Below are 24,981 nucleotides of genomic sequence, written 5' to 3'. Positions count from 1 at the left end.
AAGGAGGGACACGGGGGATACCCATAAGCGAAGCTTCAGCCTGCTGCGCGGAGCGTTGGGTATCCCCCGTGCCCCTCCGCTGCCATTAGATACGCGAGAACTGCGCAAAAAAAAGACCACCGCAATATATCATGCGATGGCCTTCAAAATCTTACATGCGTGTAATATGGTAGGAAAGTGTGCTGAGTCCGATGGAAAGGTCCTCATTGACAATGTGCATCGTATCGGGAACCTGCATCTTGATCGGCGCAAAATTCCAAATGCCCTTGACGCCTGCATCGACGAGCTGGTCGGCCACGCCTTGTGCAAAGGCGGCCGGCACGGCGATGATGCCAATCTGGATATTGCGCTCCTTGACGATGCGCTTGAGATTGCGGACATCCTCGACCTTGACGTGATTGACGGTCCGGCCGATGACATTCTGGTCCTGGTCAAAGAGGGCCACGAGGTTGAAGCCGAGCGTCACGAAATTCTGGTAGTTCGCCAGGGCCACACCGAGATGACCGATGCCGACGATGGCGATGTTCCAGTGATTGTCGAGTCCCAGTATGCTACCGACGTTGCGCTTGAGCTCATTGACATAGTAGCCCACGCCCTTTTTGCCGAACTGGCCGAATGAAGCGAGGTCCTTGCGGATCTGCTCCGGCGTGATGCCGAGACGGCGGCCGAGTTCATCCGAAGAGATGATGTCGCGGCCTTCATCCTGCAGCAAACGCAGGGTGCGGAAATAAAGCGGCAGACGGTCAATCGTCGCCTTTGATATCGTGCTTGTCTTCTTCATGGCCATCAGCCTCCTTTACAGCTTTTACAGTTTTTACAGGTTTCGTAGTTTCTGCAGCATGTTCTTCTTTTTGCTCTGCCTGCGCTTCGCCGTCCGGCTGCTTCGCTTCTGCCTGAGTTTCTTTTTTCTCCGGCTCAGAGCCTGCCTCTGCTTTCTCTGCTTCTCCTGTTTGTTCTGCTGTCTTTACTTCTTTTACTTCTGCTTCTTTTGTCTCTTTTATTTCTTTGTTTTCTTTTCCTGCTTTTTCTTCAGCGGCTTTATTTTCTCCATTTGCTTTTGCAGACATTTCGGAGCTGACGGCTGCTTTCTCTTTGGCAGCAGCTTCTTCTTCCGCTTTGCGCTGCAGGAGTGCCTTGCGGACTTCTTCGGCGAGCTCATCCATGGGGTCCATGGGCTTCTGCTCTTCTTTTTTATCCGCAGCTGCTGTTTGGTCTTCCGCGGAAGGTTCCTCTGCAGGGGCAGTTGCTGCTGCATCCTTTGCATCTGCAGCCGTCTTGCCGTCTTTCTCTGCTGCAGTGCTCTTGTCCTGTTCCTCAGCAGGCACTTCGACCTCGCGGGTCAGGACGGACTGCATTTTCTCATGCGTCTTTTCGTTGACCTTGCCCCCGACTTCTTTAGCATGATGCCACAGCGACGATGTCAGGCCTGCGAGTCTGCCCGATGCGGCAGAAGCATCTGCCTCTTTAGCTGCCTTTGGCGGGCTCATCAGGGAGAGGACGCCGGCCAGCGCGGCCATCATCCAGAGGACCATGGACGAAGGAATGTTGAAGAGCAGGTCGTCGGTGATGCCGTTTAAGGCAATTGAGAGCACGGCCAGGCCGATGCCCTTCGTGAAGCCTTCGAGCAGAGCGCCTTCATCCCAGTCCTGCCACAGGCGCTGCCAGTTGAATGCTTTTCTCGCGGCAAAAACTTTTCTGCCGGCTTCCGCAGCATCCGTCTTCTTTATCTCGAAGTTCGTGCGCAGGGCCATGACCATCGTGCCGAAGAAGAACCAGAAAAATGCCACGGCTCCCGGGATGCCGATTTCTGCCATATAGTTGAGGTAGATATTGTGCGCATGCACGATGAGCACATTGGCTCCCTGCAGGTAAAAATCGTACTCGGGATAGACCATCCAGTAAGCACCCCAGCCGATGCCGAGGAACGGATGGTCCTGAATCATGGCAATCGTGCTCTCCCAGAAGGCAAGCCTCATTTCGGTCGAAGTATCGACTTTCGTGAAGACCGAGGTGATGCGTTCGTAAAGCACGGGGTCTGCGGCAAACAGGACGGCCACGACGACAATGCAGGCGATAAGGACCCTGCGGTCTTTCAAGGCACCGTAGACCGCGAGAATCACGGCGATGACGAGACAGGCTCCGCGCGCATACGTCATGGCGAGGCACGCAGCTGCTGCGAGCATAAACGCGCCCAGCAGGATGCGTCTTTCCCGGTCTTTGCAGTACATGAACAGACCAAAGGCCAGGCAGATGACGATGTCGAGGTAGCCCGCGAGGATATTCGGATTCTCCCAGGTCGAAAAGACGCGCTTCCTGAGTTCCGGGAAGGCGTCGCCGTCGACCCATTTCATCGAGCTGATATCAATGCCAAACAGGAACTGGTAATAGCCGTAAATGATGACGATGACGGCTGACGCCGCTGCCATCTTGAGGATGGACTTCATCTGTTCCGGACGCCTTACATTCTGCCCAACAAGCAGATACGTCAGCACGTAAACGCCGACGAGGTTGTAATAATTGTAGAAACTGAAGCCACGGTCCGGCGATGCCAGGATGGAAAGGGCACTGATGAGCACGAACAGGACGGCCGGCACATCAAAGTGCAGATGACGGAAGTGAAAGTCCTTGTCGATATAGAACCGCCAGGCCGTGCCCACGGCACCCAGAAGCAGGGCAGCCGTCGCGAGCCCCGGTGAAAGCGGCAAGAAAAAGACCTCTGCGAGCAGGCCGTACCAGGCAAGAGCCTTGGCGCGGTTGTTCCAGCGCTCATGATGAAACGCTTTGCGCTTGGCACGGATGTGCTCCGTCGTCGGATTGTTTTTTTCCTTCATGCCTTCACCCCTTCCGCGCCAGCAGCATCTGGCGCACGCCGCCCACAAGGTACAGGGACCCCGCTATGACGAGCAGCTTTTCGCTGTTGGCAAGCTCCAAGGCACGGTCAAGTGCCTCTTGATTATCGGCAAAGGCCTCGACATGCTGGACAGCCGGCGCCACGCGGCGCAAAAGGTCATCTGCAGAGTCAGCCCGCTCCGACTGCGGTTTTGTCACGACGACCGTGTCACTTGGACGCAGCAGGATGTCGAGCATCGTATCGATGTCCTTGTCCTTGAGGATGCCCAGAAGCAGGACGCGGCCCTCTGCCGGAAAAACCGTGTCGAGGCTTTCGCGCAGGGCCTTCATGCCGGCCGGATTGTGCGCGCCGTCGATGAGAATCTTCTGGGAGCCGAGCTCCAGACGCTCAAAACGCGCCGGCCAGCTCACGAGGCACAGGGCCTCGCAGACCGACTGCATCGTGATGCGTTCATCGATGTTGTGCAGGAGACGCACCGTCATCAGGGCCACGGCACTGTTTTCCACCTGATGGCAGCCGAGCAGATGCAGCTCATACAGCTTTTTCTCGATGCCCAAAAGCTCCGACGTGAATTCGAGCTTCTGCGTATGGCCGTCGCACGACAGGAAGTGCGAGGAAAAATCTTCCCCTGCCACAAAAATATCCGCGTTCTTCGTTTCGGCCGTCTCACGAATGACCTCTAAGGGCTCGCCCTTGGCCGCCGTGACAACGGGGACGCCCTCTTTGATAATGCCGGCTTTATTCTCGGCAATGCTTTTGAGCGTGCCGCCGAGTTTATCGGCATGCTCCATTGTGACATTTGTGATGACCGAGACTTCCGGCGTGATGACATTCGTCGAGTCGAGCGTGCCGCCGAGGCCGACCTCGATGACCGCGTACTCGACCTGGCATTTGGCAAAATAATAGAAGCCAAGTGCCGTGAGCACCTCAAACTGTGTCGGGCATTCATCGCCTTCCGCGAGCATCTCGTCGATTTTTTCACGGATGACCGTCAGGCCTGCCGCAAAATCCTCTTCACTGATGTTCTGCCCGTCCACGCGGATGCGCTCCGTATAAGAAACGAGATGCGGCGAGCTGTAAAGCCCCGTATGAATGCCGCTGCGGCGCAGGACGCCCTCGACCATGGCCGAAACCGAGCCCTTGCCGTTCGTGCCCGTCACGTGAATCGTACGATAGCGGTCCTGCGGCATATCAAGAAGCTCTAAGAGTCTCCTGATACGCACAAGGCCGAGACGGATGCCAAAAATCTTCAGTCCTTCCAGATAGGAAATGGACTCCTGATAATTCATATCGCGTCGCTCCATTTCTCAAAGCTTGGCAAGATCCTCGATGCGGCCTGCCACGGCATTCTTCTTCTCTTCATAACCGGCGAGCTTCTCGCGCTCCTTGGCGACGACAGCCTCCGGTGCCTTTTTGAGGAAGCCTTCATTGCTGAGCTTGCCCGTCAGGCGCTTGATTTCTTTTTCGAGCTTATCCATTTCCTTCTGCAGGCGGGCCGTCTCCTTCTCGACATCGATGAGCCCCTTGAGCGGCAGATAAATCTCGACGCCATCGACGACACCGGCCATGGCGTTCTCCGGCTTTTCGGCCGTCTCTTCAAGCAGCGTGACAGGTTCGGCAGCAGCCAGTGCCTTGAGGTAGCCCTCGTTGGCGGCAAAGACCGGACGCAGCTTGCTCTCCGTGAAATGCAGCATGACTTCGCTCTTATGGCCCGGTGCTGCCCCGACTTCTGCGCGCAGGTTGCGGACCGTCTTGATGGTCTCCATGATGGCCGTCATCTGAGCTTCGGCTTCATCATCGATGAATTTTTCATCGCCTGCCGGCCAGTCGGCAATCATGATGCTCTTATATTTCTCGTCATGCGGCACTTTCTGCCAGATTTCTTCCGTAAGGAACGGCATGAACGGGTGCAGCAGGCGCAGCGTATGCTCGAGAACGTACGAAAGGACATAGAGGGCCGTGTTCTTCGCGCGCTCATTTTCCTTATCGTAGAGGCGTGCCTTCGTGAGCTCGATGTACCAGTCGCAGAACTCGTTCCAGATGAACTCGTAAATCATGCGGCCCGCTTCGCCGAGCTCGAAGTTGTCGAGGCTCTTCGTGACATCGCGCTCCGTCTTCGCATAGCGCGAGAGAATCCACTTGTCTGCCAGCGTGAAGTCGCTCTCCTCAGGCTTAAAGCTCTTGTCAAAGCCCTCAAAGTTCATGAGCATGTAGCGCGAAGCATTCCAGATTTTATTGGCAAAGTTGCGGGCCGATTCGACGCGTTCCCAGTAGAAGCGCATATCATTGCCCGGCGTATTGCCCGTAATGAGCATGAAGCGCAGCGTATCCGCGCCGTATTTTTCGATGACTTCGACCGGGTCGATGCCGTTGCCGAGCGACTTGCTCATCTTGCGGCCCTGACTGTCGCGCACGAGGCCGTGGATGAAGACATGGCGGAACGGAATGTCCTTGCCGAATTCCATGCCCATCATGACCATGCGGGCCACCCAGAAGAAGATGATATCGTAGCCCGTGACGAGTGTCGACGTCGGATAGAACTGCTCGAGCTCAGGCGTCTTGTCCGGCCAGCCGAACGTCTCAAACGGCCAGAGGCCCGAGCTGAACCACGTGTCGAGCACGTCTTCATCCTGATGGATGTGCTTGCTGTGGCAGTGCGGGCATTCCGTGAGGTCCGTGCGCGAAACGCTCGTCTCGCCGCAGTCGTCGCAGTACCATGCAGGGATGCGGTGGCCCCACCAGAGCTGACGCGAAATGCACCAGTCGCGGATATTTTCGAGCCAGTTGATGTAGATTTTCGTGAAGCGTTCCGGCACAAACTGGATGCGGCCGTCCTTGACAGCTTCGATGGCCGGCTTGGCAAGGCTGTCCATCTTGACGAACCACTGCTTCGAGACGAGCGGCTCAATCGTCGAATGGCAGCGCGAGCAATGGCCGACAGCATGCTCATGCTCTTCAACGGAAACGAGCACGCCCGTCTCCTCGAGCTCCTTGACGAGGGCCTTGCGGCATTCGTAGCGGTCCATGCCGGCGTACTTGCCTGCGCCTTCGAGCATCTTGCCCGTATTGCCGATGACCTTGATTTCCTCAAGATGATGGCGCTGCCCCATCTCAAAGTCGTTCGGGTCATGGGCCGGCGTGACTTTGACGGCGCCCGTGCCGAAATTTTTGTCGACGTATTCATCGGCAAAGAGCGGGATGCGGCGGCCGACAATCGGCAGAATCAAAGTCTTGCCGACGAGGTCTTTATAGCGCTCATCGTCCGGATGAACCGCAACGCCCGTATCGCCGAACATCGTCTCCGGACGCGTCGTGGCGATTTCGACGTATTTGCCCGGCTCGCCTTCGACTTCGTAGCGCAGATGCCAGAGATGGCCCTTTTCCGTCTCGTGCTCGACTTCGATATCCGAGATGGCCGTGTTGCAGGACGGACACCAATTCGTGATGCGCGTGCCCTGATAAATGAGGCCTTTTTCATAGAGGCTGACAAAGACTTCGCGCACGGCGCGGCTGCAGCCTTCGTCCATCGTGAAGCGCTCGCGGTCCCAATCGAGCGAGGAGCCGAGGGAACGCAGCTGGAACATGATGCGGCTGCCGAATTTTTCCTTCCAGTCCCAGACGCGCTCGAGGAATTTCTCGCGGCCGAGCTCGTAGCGGTTCGTGCCTTCCTTGCGCAGCGCGGCCTCGACTTTTGCCTGCGTCGCAATGCCGGCGTGGTCGCAGCCCGGAATCCAGACCGTGTTGTAGCCCTGCATGCGGTGATAGCGGATCAGGATATCCTGCAGCGTATTGTCGAGCGCGTGGCCCATGTGCAGCTGGCCCGTGACATTTGGCGGCGGAATGACCATGCTGTACGGCTTCTTGCTCTTGTCGACCTCAGCATGGAAGAATTTATTCTTCTCCCAGAACGTATACCATTTCTTCTCAAACGACTGCGGGTCATAGACTTTCGGGATATTGTTCCCGAGCTCTTCTTTCTCTGCCATTTAAATCCTCCTCAATAAATAAAGCGCCTCCGTCCAAAAGGACGAAAGCGCCTGCCTTCGTGGTACCACCAATTTTCTCAGGCTCACGCCTGACTCTCGCGTTAACGCCGCCAACGTCCCCGCCTACAATACTTTCAGCACTTTCAGCGAAGCAACTCCGAAGCTACCTTCCGCATTCTCCTGCCAGAGCTCACACCAGCCGCCCCGTCTCTTTGCCAGAAGCAATCCGTACTCCTCTTCGTCATCGTCTTTGACAAAATTTTTCCTATACGGGAATTATCTTATCACAAGACACCCCAAAAAGCAATTCTTTCCCTAAAGTCTCTCCCGTACCTCAATCCAATTCCTTCTGACCATGCAGTGTACGGAACCTTGCTTTGTCACTGTCATAGTCGGGACTCGTCAAGTCATTCTTGTCCTCATAATCATCCGGCACCATAATCCCCATGACAGCTAGCATTGTATTATAGATCAAATCATTTGTAAAACGAACCTGCGCATGTTCTCTAAGTTCATGAAGAACACCTGGATTTCTGCTCATGTACTCATCTGAAAAAATCATATAAAATGGAATTCTTGTCATATCCTGCGTAAAGCGGCTGGCATCGTGCCCAATATTGCGGTCAACATCATCGGCATGGTCTGCAAAATACACCATTCCCTGAAAATTCGGCATCTGTTTCGCCGTGTCATAAAGATGCTGCACAACGTAATCGTTGTAAAGAATGCTGTTATCGTATTCAGCCGTCGCCCCTTGTTCTACAGCAAAATCCTTCGGATAACGATCAGCATAGCTGCCATGATTCCCCATAAGATGAATCACGATGAGCATTTTATCAGTCGGCTTAATTTGTGCCAAATGATCAGCCAATGCGCCATCGTATACAGCTGTCTCGGTTGTTTCGCCAACATGTGTATTAAGCCATTCTTGTTCATCAGCCTCGCTGGCAATCGCTGAAGTCGGTGTATCCCATGCACCATAGCGAACCTGATTGCTGAGCCAGACTGTTTCATAGCCGGCCGCTTTCGCTGCTTCAATTAAAGTTGTAGATTTTGCTAAGTCACGCTGGTCATATTGATTTTTAGCAGTCAATGCATAGGAAAGAACTGGTACCGTATGTGTATGACAAGAGCGGGCATCCGTGAAAAATACCGTGTGCGTATCATTCTTCATCTGGTCAAGCCACGGAGTTGTCTCTTTATCATAACCATACGCTGACATGTGCATCTTGTTTTGCGATTCTCCAATCACAAGTATATAAACGCCGTCACGCCCACTGCTGATGCCGGCAAGATTGTCTTTCAGAGCCGCTGCCCTTGCGTTCCTATAAAGTGTAAAATCACGATAGGCCTGCAAACCGCGCTGGGATTCCCATGCAAGATGTTTATAAAAGTTATCGCGCGTGCGATATAAGGAATATCCTGTCAGCAAAATGCAAAATACGACCAGCATGAATCCCCAACGATTTTTTAGAGAATCCCTCAGGCAAACCAAAGACGGCTGCCATTGGCGCAGTATAAAGACGTAGGCCGACAGCAAAACAGCCATAACGCCCCACGCCTGCCATGGCATAAAGTCAAGCAAATAACTCTTAGCCTCTGCCGGATTCGTCTGAAACACAGCCAGAACAGCCGTAGCGTTAAGCAAACTGTGAGAAGCAAAGAAATATCCCCATGGCAGAAGAAACACTAAAAATACAATTGCATAAAAAAATATTGATACGATTCTTCTTATTTTCCCCAATGGCAGTAAAGACTGCAGGAGGAAAAATGCCCCTGAAATTATCAAAGAGAACGCAATCGTTCTGTACTGCATGGGCAGCGGCAAAGGCTGCTTGGCCAGCAAACCAATAAATGCAGGCGACATCAATAAAACGGCAGTACAAAAGGACCGCATCAGAAACTGCTTTTTCCCGGTCAGGCATGCACAGGCAAAAGTCAAAACAAGCACACACAAGGCCAGATCACCCGATTTTGCTTTCCAAAATGGAAAAATTAAATAAATCAATAGTTCCAACAAAGCATACCCAGCCAGTGCACCGCTTGCGTAGATAAAAACGGTCTTAGGGCACCATTTCTTCACCGACAACATCTCCTAACCATTATGAAAAAACTTGATTCCGATTAGATTCGTATTATAAAATTATACATTTTGTACAATACATTTTCAAGTCTTTCCGTTTTGAGCAATACTAAGAGATTTGCCTGTTCTTATAGTATAATCGGGACAAACAGGGAGGGATATGGGTGAAATTTGGCGACCGCATTCGTTATGCCAGGGAATGTTTGGACATTTCGCGCAACGATTTGGCGAAAAAATTGCAGTTAAGTTATTTTACACTGTCAAAATATGAAACCAGTGAACGTGAACCGGATTACCAGACACTCCTGCACATCGCACAAGCTCTCCATGTATCTACAGATTTTCTGCTCGGCAATGAAATGACACAAACCGCCATGGATTTATCAGAATCAGAGCTATCCTTTTTAATGCAATACCGCGTTCTCTCTTCAAAAGCAAAAGCACGCATCCAAAATCAAATGAACTTTGAATTTATACAACAGCAACAAAAATAACGCCATGATTCAAAATACACTCTGAATCATGGCGTTATTTTTGTTAAATTAGAATAAACACTTGAAATCGGCTCAGGCTTCACTCGCCAAGTCCTTTAACGGGACATGATGAACACAGCGGCAGCCATCGCCTTTGCCGCAGCGGTTGTAGTATTCCACTTTGTCGTGATACATGCGGCGGTCGGTGATGCGCAGCGCTTCGTTGAGCGTCCTGCTGTCCGCGGTCCAGTCGCTGCCCACGGCGACAAAAATCTCCTTTTCCTGCTCCAGTTTTTCACGAAGGCGCTTAAAGCTGTTCACAAAATCGATTTTTTTGATGAGCGGCACGAGCACGACGAACTCGTCGCCGCCGGCGCGGTAGGTATTTTCCACGCCATAGCACTCCGTCAAAATGGCTGCGGCCCGCTGCAGGGCCCTGTCGCCGGCCTCATGGCCAAAGTTGTCGTTGATTTCCTTGAGGCCGTTGAGGTCCGCATAAACGACGCCGACGCTGCACGCGCTCTGCTGCACGGCATCCATTTTCTCGATCAGCGCGTTGCGGTTATGAAGACCGGTCAGGGAATCGTAGCGGCTCAGACGCTCGAGCTCCGCCATGAGACTGTGATTTGTGATTTTCGAAGCGATAAAATACGAGACCGTCTCCAAGATATCTGCGGTATTGATAAGGTCACTGACTTCGTAATTATCGGCCCCGAGATAGCCGATGCAGCTGCCATCGTGATAGAACGGCACGGCGATGAGCCTTTCTATGCCCTGCCGCTTTAAGATGTCATAGGCCGCAGGGTCATAGGCCTTGAACGCTTCGAGTTTCTCGATAAGCACGTAGGGTACATCCTTGAGCATTTTCTCCCAGCCGCTGAGATACTCCCTGCAGTCGAGATTCTGCAGCGTGTCAATCTCCGGCGTGATGCCCTCTGCGCACCATTCAAACGTATTCGAGACCGTTTTGCCGTCCGTTTCGAGGATATAAAGTCTGTCGGGATGAATGACGCGGCTGAGTTCCTGCAGCGCGTGATTCATCGAAGTCTCATAATCTTCTTCATTATTGAGGATTTTGGAAATGCTCAATATGGCCTTCTGCGAGGCATCGCGCTGCTCCATGTTCAGCTTATATGCACGGTCGGCATCGATATTCATAAAGGTATAGGACACATAGCCCGAACGAGACAGTGGCATAATCGTAAAATCAAGCCAGTGCTGAATCTCCGGCGCATAAACGCTGTCGCGGATGGGCCGCCCCGTCTTGATGGCCTGCCCGCAGTACGTCATCCAGCAGGGATCGGCCTCTTCAAATGAGGACATAAACATACTGCCGATGAGCTCCTGCTGGCTTTTCCCCGCCAGCTCGCAGTAAAGACGATTGACATAAACATACTGCGTATCCTTTACTGTCTCGCCGTCCTCAGCAAAAAACACCTTAAAAACGGCATAGGCCACCGGAACATCGTTATAAACATCAGGTGTCCAGCTGTTTTCCATCTTACTCATCCTATCTTATCCCGTCTTGCCAAAACAAAACAGACCATCTGCTCAGATACCGCAAAAAGCTTTGCTCCTATCCGAAAGAGATAATCTGTTTCATTTTATTTCTCTGCTTTCATTATAACATAAAGAAAACATTTTGTTTGCTTATTTCTTTCCTTTTGTCTGGAAAAGGCAGCATAATTTACGTTTTATCCACCAGCCTGAGGGGCTGGGCGTGGCGTGCGGCGCGGTGGCCAGTGCCCTTGTCGCGCCGATTGTAATACTCGACTTTATCATGATACATACGGCAGTCGGTGACGCGCAGCGCTTCATTGAGCTTCGTGCTGTCGGCAATCCAGTGACCGCCGACGGCCACAGAGATCTCTTTTTCCTGCTGCAGTTTCTCCCGCAGACGGCTGAGGCTGCTTTGAAAATCGATTTTCGTGATGAGCGGCACCAAAACAACGAATTCATCGCCGCCGGCACGGTAGGTATTTTCCACGCCATAGCACTCCGTCAAAATGGCTGCGGCCCGCTGCAGGGCCCTGTCGCCGGCTCCATGGCCAAAGTTGTCGTTGATTTCCTTGAGCCCGTTGAGGTCGGCATACACCACACCGACACTATAAGTGCACTGCTGCATGGCATCCATTTTTTCGGTCAGGGCATTGCGGTTATGCAGGCCGGTCAGGGAATCGTAGCGGCTCAGCCGCTCGAGCTCGGTCATGAGACTGTGATTCGTGATCTTGGAGGCGATAAAGTACGAGACCGTTTCCAAGATATCCGCGGTATTGATGAGGTCGCTCACTTCGTAATTATCCGCCCCGAGGTAGCCGATGAGCTGGCCATCGTGATAAAACGGCACATCAAGGATTCTTTTGATGCCCTGCCGCTTCAGATTGTAATAATCAACGGGGTCGTCCTTCTTGAGCATCTCGATATCCTCAATGAGCACATTCGGCGAGTCCTTGAGAAATTTCTCCCAGCCGCCGATGTATTCCTCATAGTCAAGGTCCTGCAGGGTGTCAATTTCCGGCGTGATGCCCTCCGCACACCATTCAAACGTATTCGAGACCGTTTTGCCGTCTGTTTCGAGAATATAGAGACGGTCAGGATGAATGACGCGGCTGAGTTCCTGCAGCGCGTGATTCATCGAAATCTCATAATCCTCATCATTATTTAGTATTTTCGAAATATTCAAGATAGCCTTCTGCGAGGCATCCCGTCGCTCCATGTTCATCTTATAGGCACGGTCAGCATCGATATTCATAAAGGTATACGCCACATAGCCAGGTTTCGCGAGCGGCATGACCGTAAAGTCCAGCCAATGCTGGATTTCCTGCGAATAAATGCTGTCGTGAACCGGCCGCCCTGTCCTTATGGCCTGTTCGCAGTACGTCAGCCAGCGCGGGTCCGCCTTATCGTAAGAGGACAGGAACAAACTGCCAACGAGCTCTGCCTGACTTTTCCCTGCCATCTCGCAGTAAAGCCGGTTGGCATAAACATACTGTGTGTTCTTGACGGTCTTACCATCCTCCGCAAAAAGTACCTTATAAACGACATATGCCACTGGAATATCATTGTAAACATCAGGTGTCCAGCTGTTTTCCATCTTACTCATCCTATCTTACCCGGTTTTGCAAAGACAAAACAAACCAGACTATCCCTCTCATCACCAAAAACTTCCCTCCTATTGCCTTCGCTTCTATTGGGAAAGAGATACTCCGTTTTATTTTTCTTATCCGTATTAGCTAATATCATTATAGCACAGTTAAAACATTTTGTTTGTGCAAATCTGTCCATCTCAGGAAAAATGTCCCCCCCTAATGGACTAAAACAGCAAAAGACACGCTGCAGGGCTTTACTGCAGCGTGTCTTTTCATGACTTGTCGCTTCTATTGATTTTGTTGATTTTATGAAGATTTATTTGGCAGAGGTCTGTGCCGAATTCTGCCGATGGCGCAGATAGCTCGGCACAATCAGAAGAGCGCTGACCGCAAGGCCGAAGAACAATGGATTGCCGGCGGCGCCGAGGAAAACAACGGCGAGAGCAGCGGCTGTCGAAAGTGCCATCGAGAGCGTCGCACCGATATTTGTCACGGTATGCGGCGCAAAGATGGCAAAACTCAGCGGCAGGAAAATACCGCCGCTGCGCAGGGCCATGGAAAGGTAGTTCCAGAACAGGACCTGCGAACCTTCGTTGGCAAAGGCGATGAAGGCCGCGAGGGCAATTACTGCGAGCACGATGGCACGCGTGACGGCGAGTTCGGAGAAATGGTATGGATGATTGACCGTCGGGATTTCCGTGATGTCGATTTCCTGCTGCTCGGGGTCATCGGCGAGCTTATGAATCTTGCGGGCGCGCAGCGTCACGCGGGCGCGGTGGAAGATATCGCGCGAAAGCATCGTGCCGATGCCGAGCGAGAGGCCGGCAATCGAGCCAATCAGGGACAGCATGATGCCGCCCATCGCAATGCCGCCGAGGAGCGACGGCTGCTCCGTCAAAAGATATACCGGCAGCGAGAGAATTGGCGTGACTTCCGGATGAGCTGCATGCATGTAGATGCCGACGAGGGCACACGGCAGTCCGACCGGCAGGCTGATGAGCGCGGCAAAAAAGGCGGCGACCGAGGCCGTGCGCGGGTTCGAAGCCGAAAAAATCGCCTGAATGTACGACTGCGTGCAGAGCATGCCGATGACGACGGACAGGAAATTTGCGAGGATATGGCCCGTATCGCCGTGCAGCAGATTGAACGTGCCGTCCGGAATAGCCGCTGCCACAGCAGCATCCGCGAAAAGCGAATGCGCGGCCATGGCTCCGGCGATGGCCATTGTCACCCAGATGACAATCATCTTGAGGATGCCGCCGACACCGGCACTCTTCATGCCGCCGAAAAACGCATAGGCCGCGACCGCAAGAATCAAGAGAATCGTCGACGGAAAGAACGAAATGCCAAAAATCGCCGAAACGATGTAAATGGCCGGCAGACAGCTCGCGACGGCGCTGAAGAGAATGCCGATGGACGAAACGATGCTCGAGAACACGCCGCAGGTCAGGCCGAAGTTCTGCGCGAGAAACTGCGGAATCGTCTCCAAGGCCGTTTTGCGCAGGGGCCGCGCATAAAAAAGTCCCATGATGATGAGGCCGACGCCCGAACCAATCGTGAACCACCAGGCCGAGAGCCCCGCCGTCGCTGCGAGCTGTGCCGTACCGACGGTGGCGCCGCCGCCCACGCACGTGCCCGCAATGCCGCCCGCGACGAGCGGCACACCGGCCGAGCGCCCGCCGACGCTGAAGCCCTTGGTCGAATGGACCGAACCTGCCGCGCGGATGCCAAAGCCCAAGACCACGGCAATCGTCGCACAGATGACGACAAGCTGAAATAACGAAATCTCCATGAATTCCTCTCCCTCACGATAAAACTAAAAGAAAAACGCCCCGTGCTCCAAAAGAGGGGCGCATAACATACATCCAGCAGAAAAGACGTCAAAGGGGACTTGCCAACGCTCCGCGCAGCAGGCTGAAGCTGCGCTTATGGCAAGTCCCCTTTGACTCACGATTTGCGTACGACATTATGAAAATATCTTACGCTCGTCTATTTTTTTCGTCAACTATTTTAATTGATTTATCATGTCTTAGCAAAGCCAATGCCTCAGCCAAACCAAATCCAGAGCACACCGGCTACGGCGACGACTACGGCTGCGGTGTTGCGGTGATAGTAATCCGCGAGCCAGTTTGCATGGGTTGTATCGTAGAGCCAGCCGAGCACGCGCAGGGCGATGTAGTGAATGACACAGCCCACGATGTAGGCGAGGCCGACTTCGATGGCAACGGCGAGCATCGTGATGGAAAGTCCGACCATCGCAAAAATTCCCGTGAGGAACAGGCCGAGGATCACGGCAGCTGCGACGATGACAAAGAACGTGCCGCCGAGGGCGACGCCGACACCGGCAAAGGCCGTGAGGATTGCTTTTAATGCGTCCATGATTTTCCCTCCTATCGAAATAAACATCTCCTGAAACGAAATGGTATGAATCTGCCTTCATTATAGAGAGTATCCGCAAAGATGGCAAGAGTGCATTTTGCGTCAGCCATTTTTTTCTTCGAGCAGAGGTTTCAGGAATTTGCCCGTATACGAGGCCGGCACCTTGACGATATCTTCCGGCCTGCCTGCCGCGACAATCGTGCCGCCCTTGTCGCCGCCTTCGGGGCCGAGGTCGATGATGTAATCGGCCGTCTTGATGACGTCGAGATTGTGCTCGATGACGACGACCGTATCGCCGCCATCGACAAGGCGCTGCAGAATGTCGAGCAGTTTGTGGATATCCGCAGTGTGCAGGCCCGTCGTCGGCTCGTCGAGGATGTAGAGCGTCTTGCCCGTCGAGCGGCGCGAAAGTTCCGTCGCGAGCTTGACGCGCTGAGCCTCGCCGCCCGAAAGCGTCGTCGCCGGCTGGCCGAGCTTGATGTAGCCGAGGCCGACATCCTGAATAATTTTGAGCTTGCGCGCAATGCGCGGCACATTGGCAAAGAACTCCACGGCCTCATCAATGGTCATGTCGAGGACTTCCGAGATATTTTTTCCCTTATAGCGGACTTCGAGCGTCTCGCGGTTGTAGCGCGCGCCCTTGCAGACTTCACACGGCACATAGACATCGGGCAGGAAGTGCATCTCGATTTTTAAAATGCCGTCGCCCTTGCACGCCTCGCAGCGTCCGCCCTTGACGTTGAAGCTGAAGCGGCCTGCCTTATAACCGCGCATGCGCGCTTCGCTCGTCTGGCTGAAGAGCTCGCGGATGGCATCAAAAACGCCCGTGTACGTCGCCGGGTTGGAGCGCGGCGTGCGGCCAATCGGCTGCTGGTCGATGTCGATGATCTTGTCGATGTTCTCAAGACCTTTAATTTTCTTGTGTTTGCCCGGCTTGCCCTTCGCGTGGTAAAGACGCGAAGCGATGCCCTTGTAGAGAATCTCATTAATGAGCGTCGACTTGCCCGAGCCCGAGACGCCCGTGACGAGCGTTAAGGTGCCGAGCGGGAAACGCACGTTGATGTTCTTGAGATTATTTTCGGCCGCCCCGACGACCTCGAGGAATTTGCCATTGCCCGGACGGCGCTTAGAAGGCACCGGGATGAATTTGCGGCGCGAGAGATACGCACCCGTGATGGAATTGGGATTCTCTTTAATTTCTTCGGCCGTGCCCTCGGCGACGACCTGTCCGCCGTGCGCGCCGGCCCCCGGCCCGATGTCGATGATGTGGTCAGCCGCGTACATTGTATCTTCATCGTGCTCGACGACAATCAGCGTATTGCCGAGGTCGCGCAGATGCTTCAAGGTCGCGAGCAGGCGATTGTTGTCGCGCTGATGCAGGCCGATGCTCGGCTCATCGAGGACGTAGAGCACCCCCTGCAGCCCCGAACCGATCTGCGTCGCGAGGCGGATGCGCTGGGCCTCGCCGCCCGAGAGCGTCCCTGCCGAACGCGCGAGCGTCAGGTAGTCGAGTCCGACATTTAGGAGGAAATTCAGCCTTGCGTGGATTTCCTTTAAGATCTGCGCGGCAATTTTTGCCTCGCGCGGCGTCAGCGTCAGCTGCTCAAAAAATGCATCGGCCTGACGAATCGTCATGCGCGTGACCTCGTCGATATTTTTGCCGCCCACCGTGACCGCAAGCGTCTCGGGCTTGAGCCTTGCGCCGTGGCAGGCCTTGCACGGGATTTCCGTCATGTAGTTTTCGTACGACTCGCGCATCTCGTCGCTGTCCGTCTCCTGATAGCGGCGCGCGAGCAGCGGCAGCACGCCCTCAAACGGCACGAAGTATTCCTTGTCCTCGCCGAACATATTCGTATAGCGGAATTTGAAACGCTCCTCGCCCGAGCCGTGCAGGAGCACCTGCTGCGTCTTTTTGTCGAGCTCCCGCCACGGCGTCTCAAGTGTATAGCCGCGGTTTTCGAGTATGGCCTTCATCACGCACATCGCGTACGAATGGAGGTTCTTCGACAGCGGCGCAAAGACGCCTTCGCCGACGGAAAGCGCGGGGTCCGGCAGCACGAGCTCCTCGTCGAACTCCATATGGCTGCCGAGGCCCGTGCAGACGGGGCAGGCACCGTACGGATTATTGAACGAAAACATGCGCGGCGTGATTTCCGGCAGGCTGATGCCGCAGTCCACACAGGCGAAATTCTCACTGAACATCAAAAGCTCGCCCCCGACAATCTGGACATAGGCAACGCCGTCGCCGAGCTTCAGGGCCGTCTCCAAGGAATCTGCAAGGCGCGTCTCCATGCCCTCGCGCACGACGAGACGGTCGATGACGACTTCAATCGTGTGTTTTTTATTTTTTTCGAGCTGGATGTCCTCGCCGACGTCCATGACCTCGCCGTCGATGCGCACGCGTACATAACCTTCATGACGAATGTGCGCGAGAATCTTCTTATGCTCGCCCTTCTTGCCGCGCACGACCTGCGCCATAATCAGCAGTTTCGTGCGTTCCGGTAGTTCCTTGATTTGATCCATCATCTGGTCGACGGTCTGCTGCGTGATGGGTTTGCCGCATTTTGGGCAGTGCGGATGGCCGGCGCGCGCAAAGAGCAGGCGCAGATAATCGTAAATCTCCGTGACCGTGCCAACCGTCGAACGCGGATTGTGGCTCGTCGTCTTCTGGTCGATGGAGATGGCTGGCGAAAGGCCGTCAATCTGGTCGACATCGGGCTTGTCCATCTGCCCGAGGAACTGACGTGCATACGACGACAGTGACTCGACATAGCGGCGCTGTCCTTCGGCATAAATCGTATCAAAGGCCAAGGACGACTTGCCCGAGCCCGAAAGGCCCGTGATGACGACGAGCTTGTCGCGCGGGATATCGACATTGATATTTTTTAGGTTGTGGGCTCTGGCGCCCCGAATCTTAATGTATTTTTCCATACTAAAACCTTCTATAATATATACTCAAGCTTTTTGATGAATCATCGTGTAGTAAACGAGAATGCTCAACAGATAGCCGCTGAGCATCAAAATGCCCATGGGCAGCGGATTGCTGTCACCGGCAATGCCGACGAGCGGCATCATCGCACCGCCGAGAATCATCTGACTGAAGCCCAAGAGAGCACTGGCCGAGCCGGCATTTTTCCCCTGCCGCGAGAGCGCGAGCGAGAAACTCGCCGTGCCCATGACGGAAAGCGGCACAATCGTGACGAAGAGCACGGGCAGCGTGTACCAGATGGGCGCGCCGAAAGCGAAACCAGCGAGCAGCAGCGCGGAACCAACAAGCGGCAGAAACAGGGAGTACTCCAAGAGCTTCTCATCGGGCACGCGGCCGGCAAAACGGGCCGGCACCGTGCCCGCCAAAAAGAGGCCGACGCCGATGCCGCCAAAAATCAGGCTGTACATCTGCGCCGAAACATGGTAGACATTCTGAAATACAAAGGAGCTGCCGCCAATATAGGAAAAGAACGAACCAAAAAAGAACAGCTGCAGCAGGCAGTGGCCAATAAAATAACGGTCGCGCACGAGCTGCGGGAATTTGGCAAAGGACTGCCCGACGCTTTTAATGCGCTCGGCAGGTTTCAGTGTCTCGCGGTAAATCAGCGTCGAAACGAACTGCGCCACGCCAATGAGCACGAGCAGGGCAAAAATACCGCGCCAGCTCGTAAAGCGCAGGACCTGACCGCCGATGACCGGCGCTAAGATTGGCGCGAGGCCGTTGACGAGCATCAGGATGGCGAAAAAGCGCGTGAGTTCCGGCCCCTCTGCCACATCGCGCGCAATCGCCCGCGCGATGACGATGCCGCTTGCACCGCTGAAGCCCTGCAGGAAGCGGAACACGAGAAAGGAAGAAATATTCTCTGACAGATATGCCCCAAGGCTTGCCGCCGTAAACACGGCCATGCCGATAAGCAATGGCTTTCTGCGGCCGAACCGGTCGGAAAGCGGCCCCATGAAAATCTGGCCAAAGGCCATGCCGAGCATCGTCATGGTCAGAGTCAGCTGCGCGAGTGACGCCGAAATGCCAAAGGCCTCGACAAACTCCGGCAGAGCCGGCAGGTACATATCGGTCGAGAGCGGCGCCATCGCCGTCATGATGCCGAGGAACACGGTCAAAAATAATTTCTGTTTTGGACTCAAGGTCAAAAAAATCTTCCTTCCTATTATATAGTCTTCTTATATCGTCTTCTCACGCCTATCCCAAGGTATTTGTCACTTTTTCGCACCGGGCAGGCTGCCGTCGAGCTCGAGAATCATATCGCGAAGCTCGGCCGCCCGCTCAAATTCGAGGGCCCGCGACGCCTGCTGCATTTCGCGCGTCAGCGTCTTGATGAGTTTTTCCTTATCTTTCTTCGTGAGCTTCTTCTTGCCCTTCTTGACTTCATACTTGCCATTCGTCTCCGCGACCAGTGTCGTCTCGATGAGCGGCTTGATGGGCTTGACGATGGTCTTCGGCACGATGCCATGGGCCTTGTTATAGGCGTCCTGTATCTCGCGGCGGCGTGCCGTCTCGTCGATTGCGCGCTTCATCGAATCCGTGATGCGGTCCGCGTACATGATGACGTGGCCGTTCGCGTTGCGCGCCGCGCGGCCGATGATCTGAATCAGCGAAGTATCGCTGCGCAAAAATCCTTCTTTATCGGCATCGAGAATGGCAATGAGCGAGACTTCCGGCATATCGAGGCCTTCGCGCAGCAGGTTGATGCCGACGAGCACGTCAAATTCACCGGCGCGCAGGTCGTGGATGATTTCCGCGCGCTCAATCGTCGCGATATCCGAATGGAGATAGCGGACCTTGACGCCGACTTCTGTGAAGTAGTCCGTGAGATTTTCGGCCATCTTCTTCGTCAGCGTCGTGACGAGCACGCGCTCATGGCGTTCGATGCGCAGCTTGATTTCGGCGAGCAGGTCGTCAATCTGCCCTTCAAGCGGCCGGACCTCGATTTCCGGGTCGAGAAGGCCCGTCGGTCTGATAATCTGCTGTGCGACCTGCTGCGCATGTTCGAGCTCGTATTTGCCCGGCGTCGCTGAAACGTAGATAATCTGATTGATGCGCGCGGCGAATTCTTCAAATGTCAAAGGGCGGTTGTCAAAGGCCGATGGCAGGCGGAAGCCATTCTCGACGAGCGAGACCTTGCGGCTGCGGTCGCCCGCGTACATCGCGTGAAGCTGCGGCAGCGTCACATGGCTCTCATCCATGACAATCAAAAAATCCTCTGGGAAATAATCGAGCAGCGTATACGGCGCGTCGCCGGCCTTGCGGTGCGTCAGATGGCGCGAATAGTTCTCGATGCCGGAGCAGTAGCCCATTTCCTGCATCATCTCGAGGTCGTAGCGCGTGCGCTGCTCAATACGCTGGGCCTCGAGGAGCTTGCCTTCGGCCTTGAATTTTTTGACCTGCTCCTCCATCTCCGCTTCGATATCCTTCATCGCAATCTTGAGGTCCTCGTCCTCCGTGACGTAATGCGAAGCCGGGAAAATCATCGAATGCGTGCGCTCGCCGTAAACCTCACCCGTCACGACATCGAACTCGACGATGCGGTCGACCTCGTCGCCGAAGAGTTCGATGCGCACAGCGCGGTTGTTGTAGCCGGCCGGAAAGACCTCGATGACATCGCCGCGCACGCGGAACTGGCCGCGCTCGAAGGCCACATCGTTGCGCTCATAGCGGATGGAGACGAGCTTGCGGAGAATCGCATCGCGGTCCACTTCCTGTCCCTTGTGCAGGGAAAGCACCATTTCATGGTAGCTTTCCGGCGAACCGAGTCCGTAGATGCACGAGACCGACGCGACGATGATGACATCGCGCCGTTCGAAAAGCGAGCACGTCGCGCTGTGGCGCAGTTCATCGATTTCATCGTTAATCGAAGCATCCTTCTCGATGTACGTATCCGTCGAGGCGATATAGGCCTCAGGCTGATAAAAATCGTAATAGCTGACGAAGTAGCCGACGTAATTATGCGGGAAAAACGCCTTGAACTCGCTCGCGAGCTGCGCAGCGAGAGTCTTATTATGCGCGATGACGAGCGTCGGCTTCTGGACCTTCTCGATGACCTTCGCAATCGTATACGTCTTGCCCGTGCCCGTCGCACCTAAAAGCACCTGTGCCTGCTGCCCGTTTTTTACGCCTTGTGCCAGTTCTTCGATCGCCTGCGGCTGGTCGCCCATCGGCTCAAACGGCGCCACTACCTGAAAAGGCGTCTCCTTATCAAAATGCATTGTATTGAGTTTTGGCACCATCGCCATCGCGGTCCCTCCCGTAATCAAAAAATATTATCCATTGTCAAACGTAACTCCATTATATACGTCCGGACAAAAAAAATCCACCATCTGATAGAGAGAGTTCCCTTCCCTCTTTCAGATGGCGGATTTCGATATTACAGCTTAATCAACTCAGCCTTTGACGACGATATTGACGAGCTTCTTCGGCACGCAGATGACTTTGACAATCTGTTTGCCGGCCGTGAGTTCCTTCGTGCGCGGCAGGTCCATGGCGATGGCCTTCATGCCGTCGCGGTCCGTGTCCGCAGGAATCGTGATTTTGTCGCGGACTTTGCCGTTGATCTGCAGGACGATCTCGATCTCATCGAGCTTCGTCGCGGCTTCGTCATACGTCGGCCACTTCTGCTGATGAACGCTGCCCTGACCTGCAAACAGGCGGCTCCAGAGTTCTTCCGTGATATGCGGGGCGAACGGGGCGAGCAGCTTGATGAGGTTCTTGGCGACTTCACGCGCAAGGCCTGCGTTGATTTCTTTATCCTGGAAGCCATAGAAAGCATTGACGAGCTCCATGATGGACGAAACGGCCGTGTTGAACATGAAGCGGTCGCGCACATCTTCCGTGACTTTGCGGATCGTCACGTGCAGGATGCGGCGCAGGTCTTTCTCTTCCTTTGTGAGCTTCGTGACATCGTAATCATCCGCACCGTTCTTGATGTCCTCTTCGAAATGGCCGAGGATGCGCCATACGCGGTTCAGGAAGCGGTACGAGCCTTCAACGCCCTGGTCGCTCCACTCGAGGTCGCGGTCGACAGGTGCGGCGAACAGGATAAAGAGGCGGGCCGTATCGGCGCCGTACTTCGCGATGATTTCTTCCGGCGAGACGACATTGCCCTTCGACTTCGACATCTTCGAGCCGTCTTTGAGGACCATGCCCTGCGTCAGAAGGTTCGTGAACGGCTCATCGAAGTCGACGAGGCCGGCATCATGCAGAACCTTCGTGAAGAAGCGCGAGTACAAGAGATGCAGGATGGCATGTTCGATGCCGCCGATGTACTGGTCGACAGGAGCCCAGTAGTTGACTTTATCCTTCGCGAACGGCTCCTTGTCGTTGTGCGGGTCCGTATAGCGCAGGTAATACCACGAGGAGCAGATGAACGTATCCATCGTATCCGTCTCGCGCGTCGCGTCGGCGCCGCATTTCGGGCACTTGCAGTGCACGAAGCTCTCGCTCGACGCCAGCGGCGAAAGCGAGCCCTGCTCAAACGAGACATCTTCCGGCAGCATGACCGGCAGGTCTTTTTCCGGTACGAGCACCTCGCCGCAGTGCGGGCAGTTGATGACCGGAATCGGTGCACCCCAATAGCGCTGACGCGAAATCAGCCAGTCGCGCAGGCGGAAGTTGACGCGGCGCTTGCCAAAGCCCTCTTTTTCGGCCTTGTCCATGATGCCCTTCATGGCTTCCTTGATGTCCATGCCCGTGAATTCCGCGGAGTTGACGAGCACGCCGTCCTTGTCCGTATACGCTTCCGTCATTTCTTCGAGCTTGAGCTCATGGTCGCGCGGCTGCAGCGTGATGATTTTCGGGATGTTGTACTTCGTCGCAAACATCCAGTCACGCGAATCCTCGGACGGAACGCCGATGACCGCGCCCGTGCCGTAGTCGGCAAGAACGTAGTTCGTGACCCAGATCTGGACTTTATTGCCGTTGAACGGGTTGATGCAGTATGCACCCGTGAAGATACCCTCTTTTTCGGACTCGCTCGACGTGCGCTCAATCTCGCTCTGGTTTCGCGTGCGCTTGACGAAAGACTTGATTTCCTCAGCCTTCGGGTTGTTCTCGCAGATTTTGTCGACGAGCGGATGCTCGGCAGCGAGAGCGAGGAACGTGATGCCGTAGACCGTATCCGGACGCGTCGTGTAAGCCGCGATTTTCTCGCCGAGTTCCGGTGCCTCGAGGTTGAACTCAAGGCCTTCGCTGCGGCCAATCCAGTTGTCCTGCATCGTCTTGACGCGCTCCGGCCAGCCCTTGAGCTTGTCGAGGTCCTTCAGGAGCACATCGGCATAATCCGTAATCTTGAGGAACCACTGCGACAGGTCTTTCTTGTGGACCTCATGGTCGCAGCGCCAGCACTTGCCGTCGATGACCTGCTCGTTCGCGAGAACCGTGCCGCACGTATCGCACCAGTTGACCGATGCTTTTTTCTTGTAGGCGAGGCCGCGCTTGTAGAAGAGCTCAAAGAGCCACTGCGTCCATTTATAATAGGAAGGGTCGCACGTCTTGACTTCGCGGTCCCAGTCGTAGGAAAGGCCGAGCTTCTTCTGCTGCTTTTCCATGTTCTCGATGTTGCTGTACGTCCAGTCGGCCGGTTTTACGCCGTGCTTGATGGCCGCGTTCTCGGCCGGCATGCCGAAGGAGTCAAAGCCCATCGGATGCAGCACATTGAAGCCTTCCATCGTCTTGTAGCGCGCCATGACGTCGCCGATGGCGTAGTTGCGCACATGACCCATGTGCAGATTGCCCGATGGATACGGGAACATCTCGAGTGCATAATACTTCGGGCGGTTCGGGTCTGCTTCTGTCTTATAGACCTTGCCCTCTTCCCATTTTTTCTGCCATTTTGCCTCGATGTCCTGCGGCGAATATCTTTCCATGCTGTTTCCTCCTAAATAAAAAGTCCCCGGCCGTCATTTCTGACAGCCAGGGACGATGATTCGCGGTACCACCCTGCTTGATGCCTGAGCATCCTCTCGGAGCCTTAACGCGGCTGACGTCAGCTGTTTTGGCTTTAAGGCCTCCCCAGCAGCTCCTCAGCAGTGAGTTCAGCAAATTCTGCCGCCAGCTCTCACCTGCCGCTGGCTCTCTTGGGGCTCCTTTTGCCTACTGCTCTGCCTTCATCGGATTTACGCATTTACATATGACTTATTATAGCCGCGAAAATCCATATCGTCAACTATTTCTCTTTCGGTGCATGGCTGCTTTCAAAGGCCAGCTGCTTTTCGTGCGTCTGCTGCCACTTGCGGCGGGCATCCTCGTAGCTCTCGCAGTCAAGCGTAAAGCCCTTGCCCGAGACTTCCGACGTATCCGAGACAATCATGAAGGCCTGCGGGTCGTGATGATTGACGATGGTCTTGACGCGGCTGACCTGCGTGAGGCTCACGACGACGAACAGAATATTCTTCGGCTCCTCGGCAAAACCGCCGCGCCCGTCGATAAATGTCGCGCCGCGGTGGACATTCTCCATAATGTCGCTGCAGATGGCCCTGGCCTGCGGCGAGACGATGAAGATAGATTTCTCGCGGTTGAGGCCGGCTGCCACGCGGTTCGTGAGCTCCGCCGTGACATAAATCGAAACGATGCTGAACAGTGCGACCTCGATGCCAAAGAGGGCCACCGAGCCCATGATAATCAGGAAGTTCAGGATGAAAACGACCGTACCGACATCGACGGAATAATATTTCTTCGTGACGGCCGCGATGACATCGAGACCGCCCGTGTTGGCGTTCGCGCGAAAGACCATGCCGAAGCCGACGCCGGCGAGCACGCCGCCAAAAATCGAATTGAGCATGGGGTCCTGACAGATGCTCCAGCCGACGAGAAAATGCGTCGCATCGAGGATGACGGAAAGGGCCACTGTGCCAAAAATCGTGTCCGCGGCATAGAGCTTGCCAAAAACATGATAGGCAAGATAGAGAATCGGCAGATTGTAAACGAGGTTCTGCATGCCGACGGGCAGGTCCGTCAGGTAGTAAATGATGAGCGCAACGCCGCTGATGCCGCCCGTCAGGAGATGCGCCGGTATCAAAAAGAGGTTGAAGCCAAGACAGACGAGCAGGCAGCCCAGTGTAATCTGGAAATAACGCAGGGCATGCTTGCGCCAGATATTCTGATTCATAGAGACGCTCTCTT

15 protein-coding genes and 2 other annotated features are annotated in these 24,981 nt (G+C 54.7%); of the genes, 1 reads left to right on the top strand and 14 read right to left on the bottom strand.

The annotated features are described in order from the left end of the window. Window positions 1-151: 151 nt before the first annotated feature. The 5 genes from ACI4OH_RS03255 to ACI4OH_RS03235 all read right to left on the bottom strand — a co-directional run bounded on the left by ACI4OH_RS03255 (window position 152) and on the right by ACI4OH_RS03235 (window position 8,920). The gene (locus ACI4OH_RS03255; RefSeq protein ID WP_432646033.1) at window positions 152-781 is read right to left on the bottom strand and encodes a redox-sensing transcriptional repressor Rex; all 630 of its coding nucleotides are present in this window, start codon (window positions 779-781) and stop codon (window positions 152-154) included. Next, on the bottom strand, window positions 744-2,831 hold the full coding sequence (locus tag ACI4OH_RS03250; RefSeq protein WP_435720756.1) for an O-antigen ligase family protein: 2,088 nt from the start codon (window positions 2,829-2,831) through the stop codon (window positions 744-746). The genes ACI4OH_RS03255 and ACI4OH_RS03250 overlap by 38 nt, the downstream gene beginning before the upstream one ends. A gap of 4 nt (window positions 2,832-2,835) precedes the next feature. Next, the gene (locus ACI4OH_RS03245) at window positions 2,836-4,140 is read right to left on the bottom strand and encodes a bifunctional folylpolyglutamate synthase/dihydrofolate synthase (protein ID WP_435720757.1); all 1,305 of its coding nucleotides are present in this window, start codon (window positions 4,138-4,140) and stop codon (window positions 2,836-2,838) included. Between the two features lie 18 nt (window positions 4,141-4,158). After that, complete coding sequence (locus ACI4OH_RS03240; protein WP_439784155.1) at window positions 4,159-6,837, bottom strand: valine--tRNA ligase; 2,679 nt, start codon at window positions 6,835-6,837, stop codon at window positions 4,159-4,161. Between the two features lie 34 nt (window positions 6,838-6,871). Continuing rightward, window positions 6,872-7,091, bottom strand: a binding site (T-box leader). Between the two features lie 80 nt (window positions 7,092-7,171). Further along, window positions 7,172-8,920 carry a phosphoethanolamine transferase family protein gene (locus ACI4OH_RS03235; RefSeq protein WP_432646036.1) on the bottom strand — a complete coding sequence of 583 codons (1,749 nt, stop codon included), beginning with the start codon at window positions 8,918-8,920 and terminating at the stop codon, window positions 7,172-7,174. A gap of 164 nt (window positions 8,921-9,084) precedes the next feature. Here ACI4OH_RS03235 and ACI4OH_RS03230 point away from each other — a divergent pair, with 164 nt between their 5' ends. Continuing rightward, a complete protein-coding gene (locus ACI4OH_RS03230; protein WP_432646037.1) occupies window positions 9,085-9,414 on the top strand; it encodes a helix-turn-helix domain-containing protein in 330 nt (109 codons plus the stop codon). Window positions 9,415-9,486: 72 nt separating this feature from the next. On the opposite strand, the gene ACI4OH_RS03225 is transcribed toward ACI4OH_RS03230, so the two are convergent. The 9 genes from ACI4OH_RS03225 to ACI4OH_RS03185 all read right to left on the bottom strand — a co-directional run bounded on the left by ACI4OH_RS03225 (window position 9,487) and on the right by ACI4OH_RS03185 (window position 24,967). Further along, window positions 9,487-10,902, bottom strand: a complete 1,416-nt coding sequence (locus ACI4OH_RS03225) for a GGDEF domain-containing protein (protein ID WP_439784154.1) — start codon at window positions 10,900-10,902, stop codon at window positions 9,487-9,489. 178 nt (window positions 10,903-11,080) lie between these two features. Next, entirely contained in the window at window positions 11,081-12,496 is a 1,416-nt protein-coding gene (locus ACI4OH_RS03220) for a GGDEF domain-containing protein (RefSeq protein WP_439784153.1), read from the bottom strand. Between the two features lie 302 nt (window positions 12,497-12,798). Next, a complete protein-coding gene (locus ACI4OH_RS03215; RefSeq protein ID WP_432646040.1) occupies window positions 12,799-14,274 on the bottom strand; it encodes a sodium:solute symporter family protein in 1,476 nt (491 codons plus the stop codon). Between the two features lie 254 nt (window positions 14,275-14,528). Beyond that, window positions 14,529-14,861: a hypothetical protein gene (locus tag ACI4OH_RS03210; RefSeq protein WP_435720762.1), complete on the bottom strand. Its 333-nt coding sequence runs from the start codon at window positions 14,859-14,861 to the stop codon at window positions 14,529-14,531. 102 nt (window positions 14,862-14,963) lie between these two features. Further along, on the bottom strand, window positions 14,964-17,792 hold the full coding sequence (gene uvrA / locus ACI4OH_RS03205; RefSeq protein ID WP_435720763.1) for an excinuclease ABC subunit UvrA: 2,829 nt from the start codon (window positions 17,790-17,792) through the stop codon (window positions 14,964-14,966). Window positions 17,793-17,816: 24 nt separating this feature from the next. Continuing rightward, entirely contained in the window at window positions 17,817-18,998 is a 1,182-nt protein-coding gene (locus tag ACI4OH_RS03200) for a Bcr/CflA family efflux MFS transporter (protein ID WP_503128866.1), read from the bottom strand. Window positions 18,999-19,064: 66 nt separating this feature from the next. Beyond that, entirely contained in the window at window positions 19,065-21,098 is a 2,034-nt protein-coding gene (gene uvrB, locus ACI4OH_RS03195) for an excinuclease ABC subunit UvrB (RefSeq protein ID WP_432646044.1), read from the bottom strand. 147 nt (window positions 21,099-21,245) lie between these two features. Further along, window positions 21,246-23,726 (bottom strand): leucine--tRNA ligase, encoded by a 2,481-nt coding sequence (gene leuS, locus ACI4OH_RS03190; protein WP_432646045.1) that lies wholly within the window; start codon window positions 23,724-23,726, stop codon window positions 21,246-21,248. A 45-nt stretch (window positions 23,727-23,771) separates the two neighbouring features. After that, window positions 23,772-23,979 (bottom strand) — a binding site (T-box leader). Between the two features lie 46 nt (window positions 23,980-24,025). Continuing rightward, the gene (locus ACI4OH_RS03185) at window positions 24,026-24,967 is read right to left on the bottom strand and encodes a YitT family protein (protein ID WP_432646046.1); all 942 of its coding nucleotides are present in this window, start codon (window positions 24,965-24,967) and stop codon (window positions 24,026-24,028) included. Between the last annotated feature and the right edge of the window lie 14 nt (window positions 24,968-24,981).

The organism is Mitsuokella apri, assembly GCF_051886055.1.
GTDB lineage: Bacteria > Bacillota > Negativicutes > Selenomonadales > Selenomonadaceae > Mitsuokella.
Note: the sequence above shows the minus strand (reverse complement) of the source record. Positions and strands in the feature narration are given on the sequence as shown.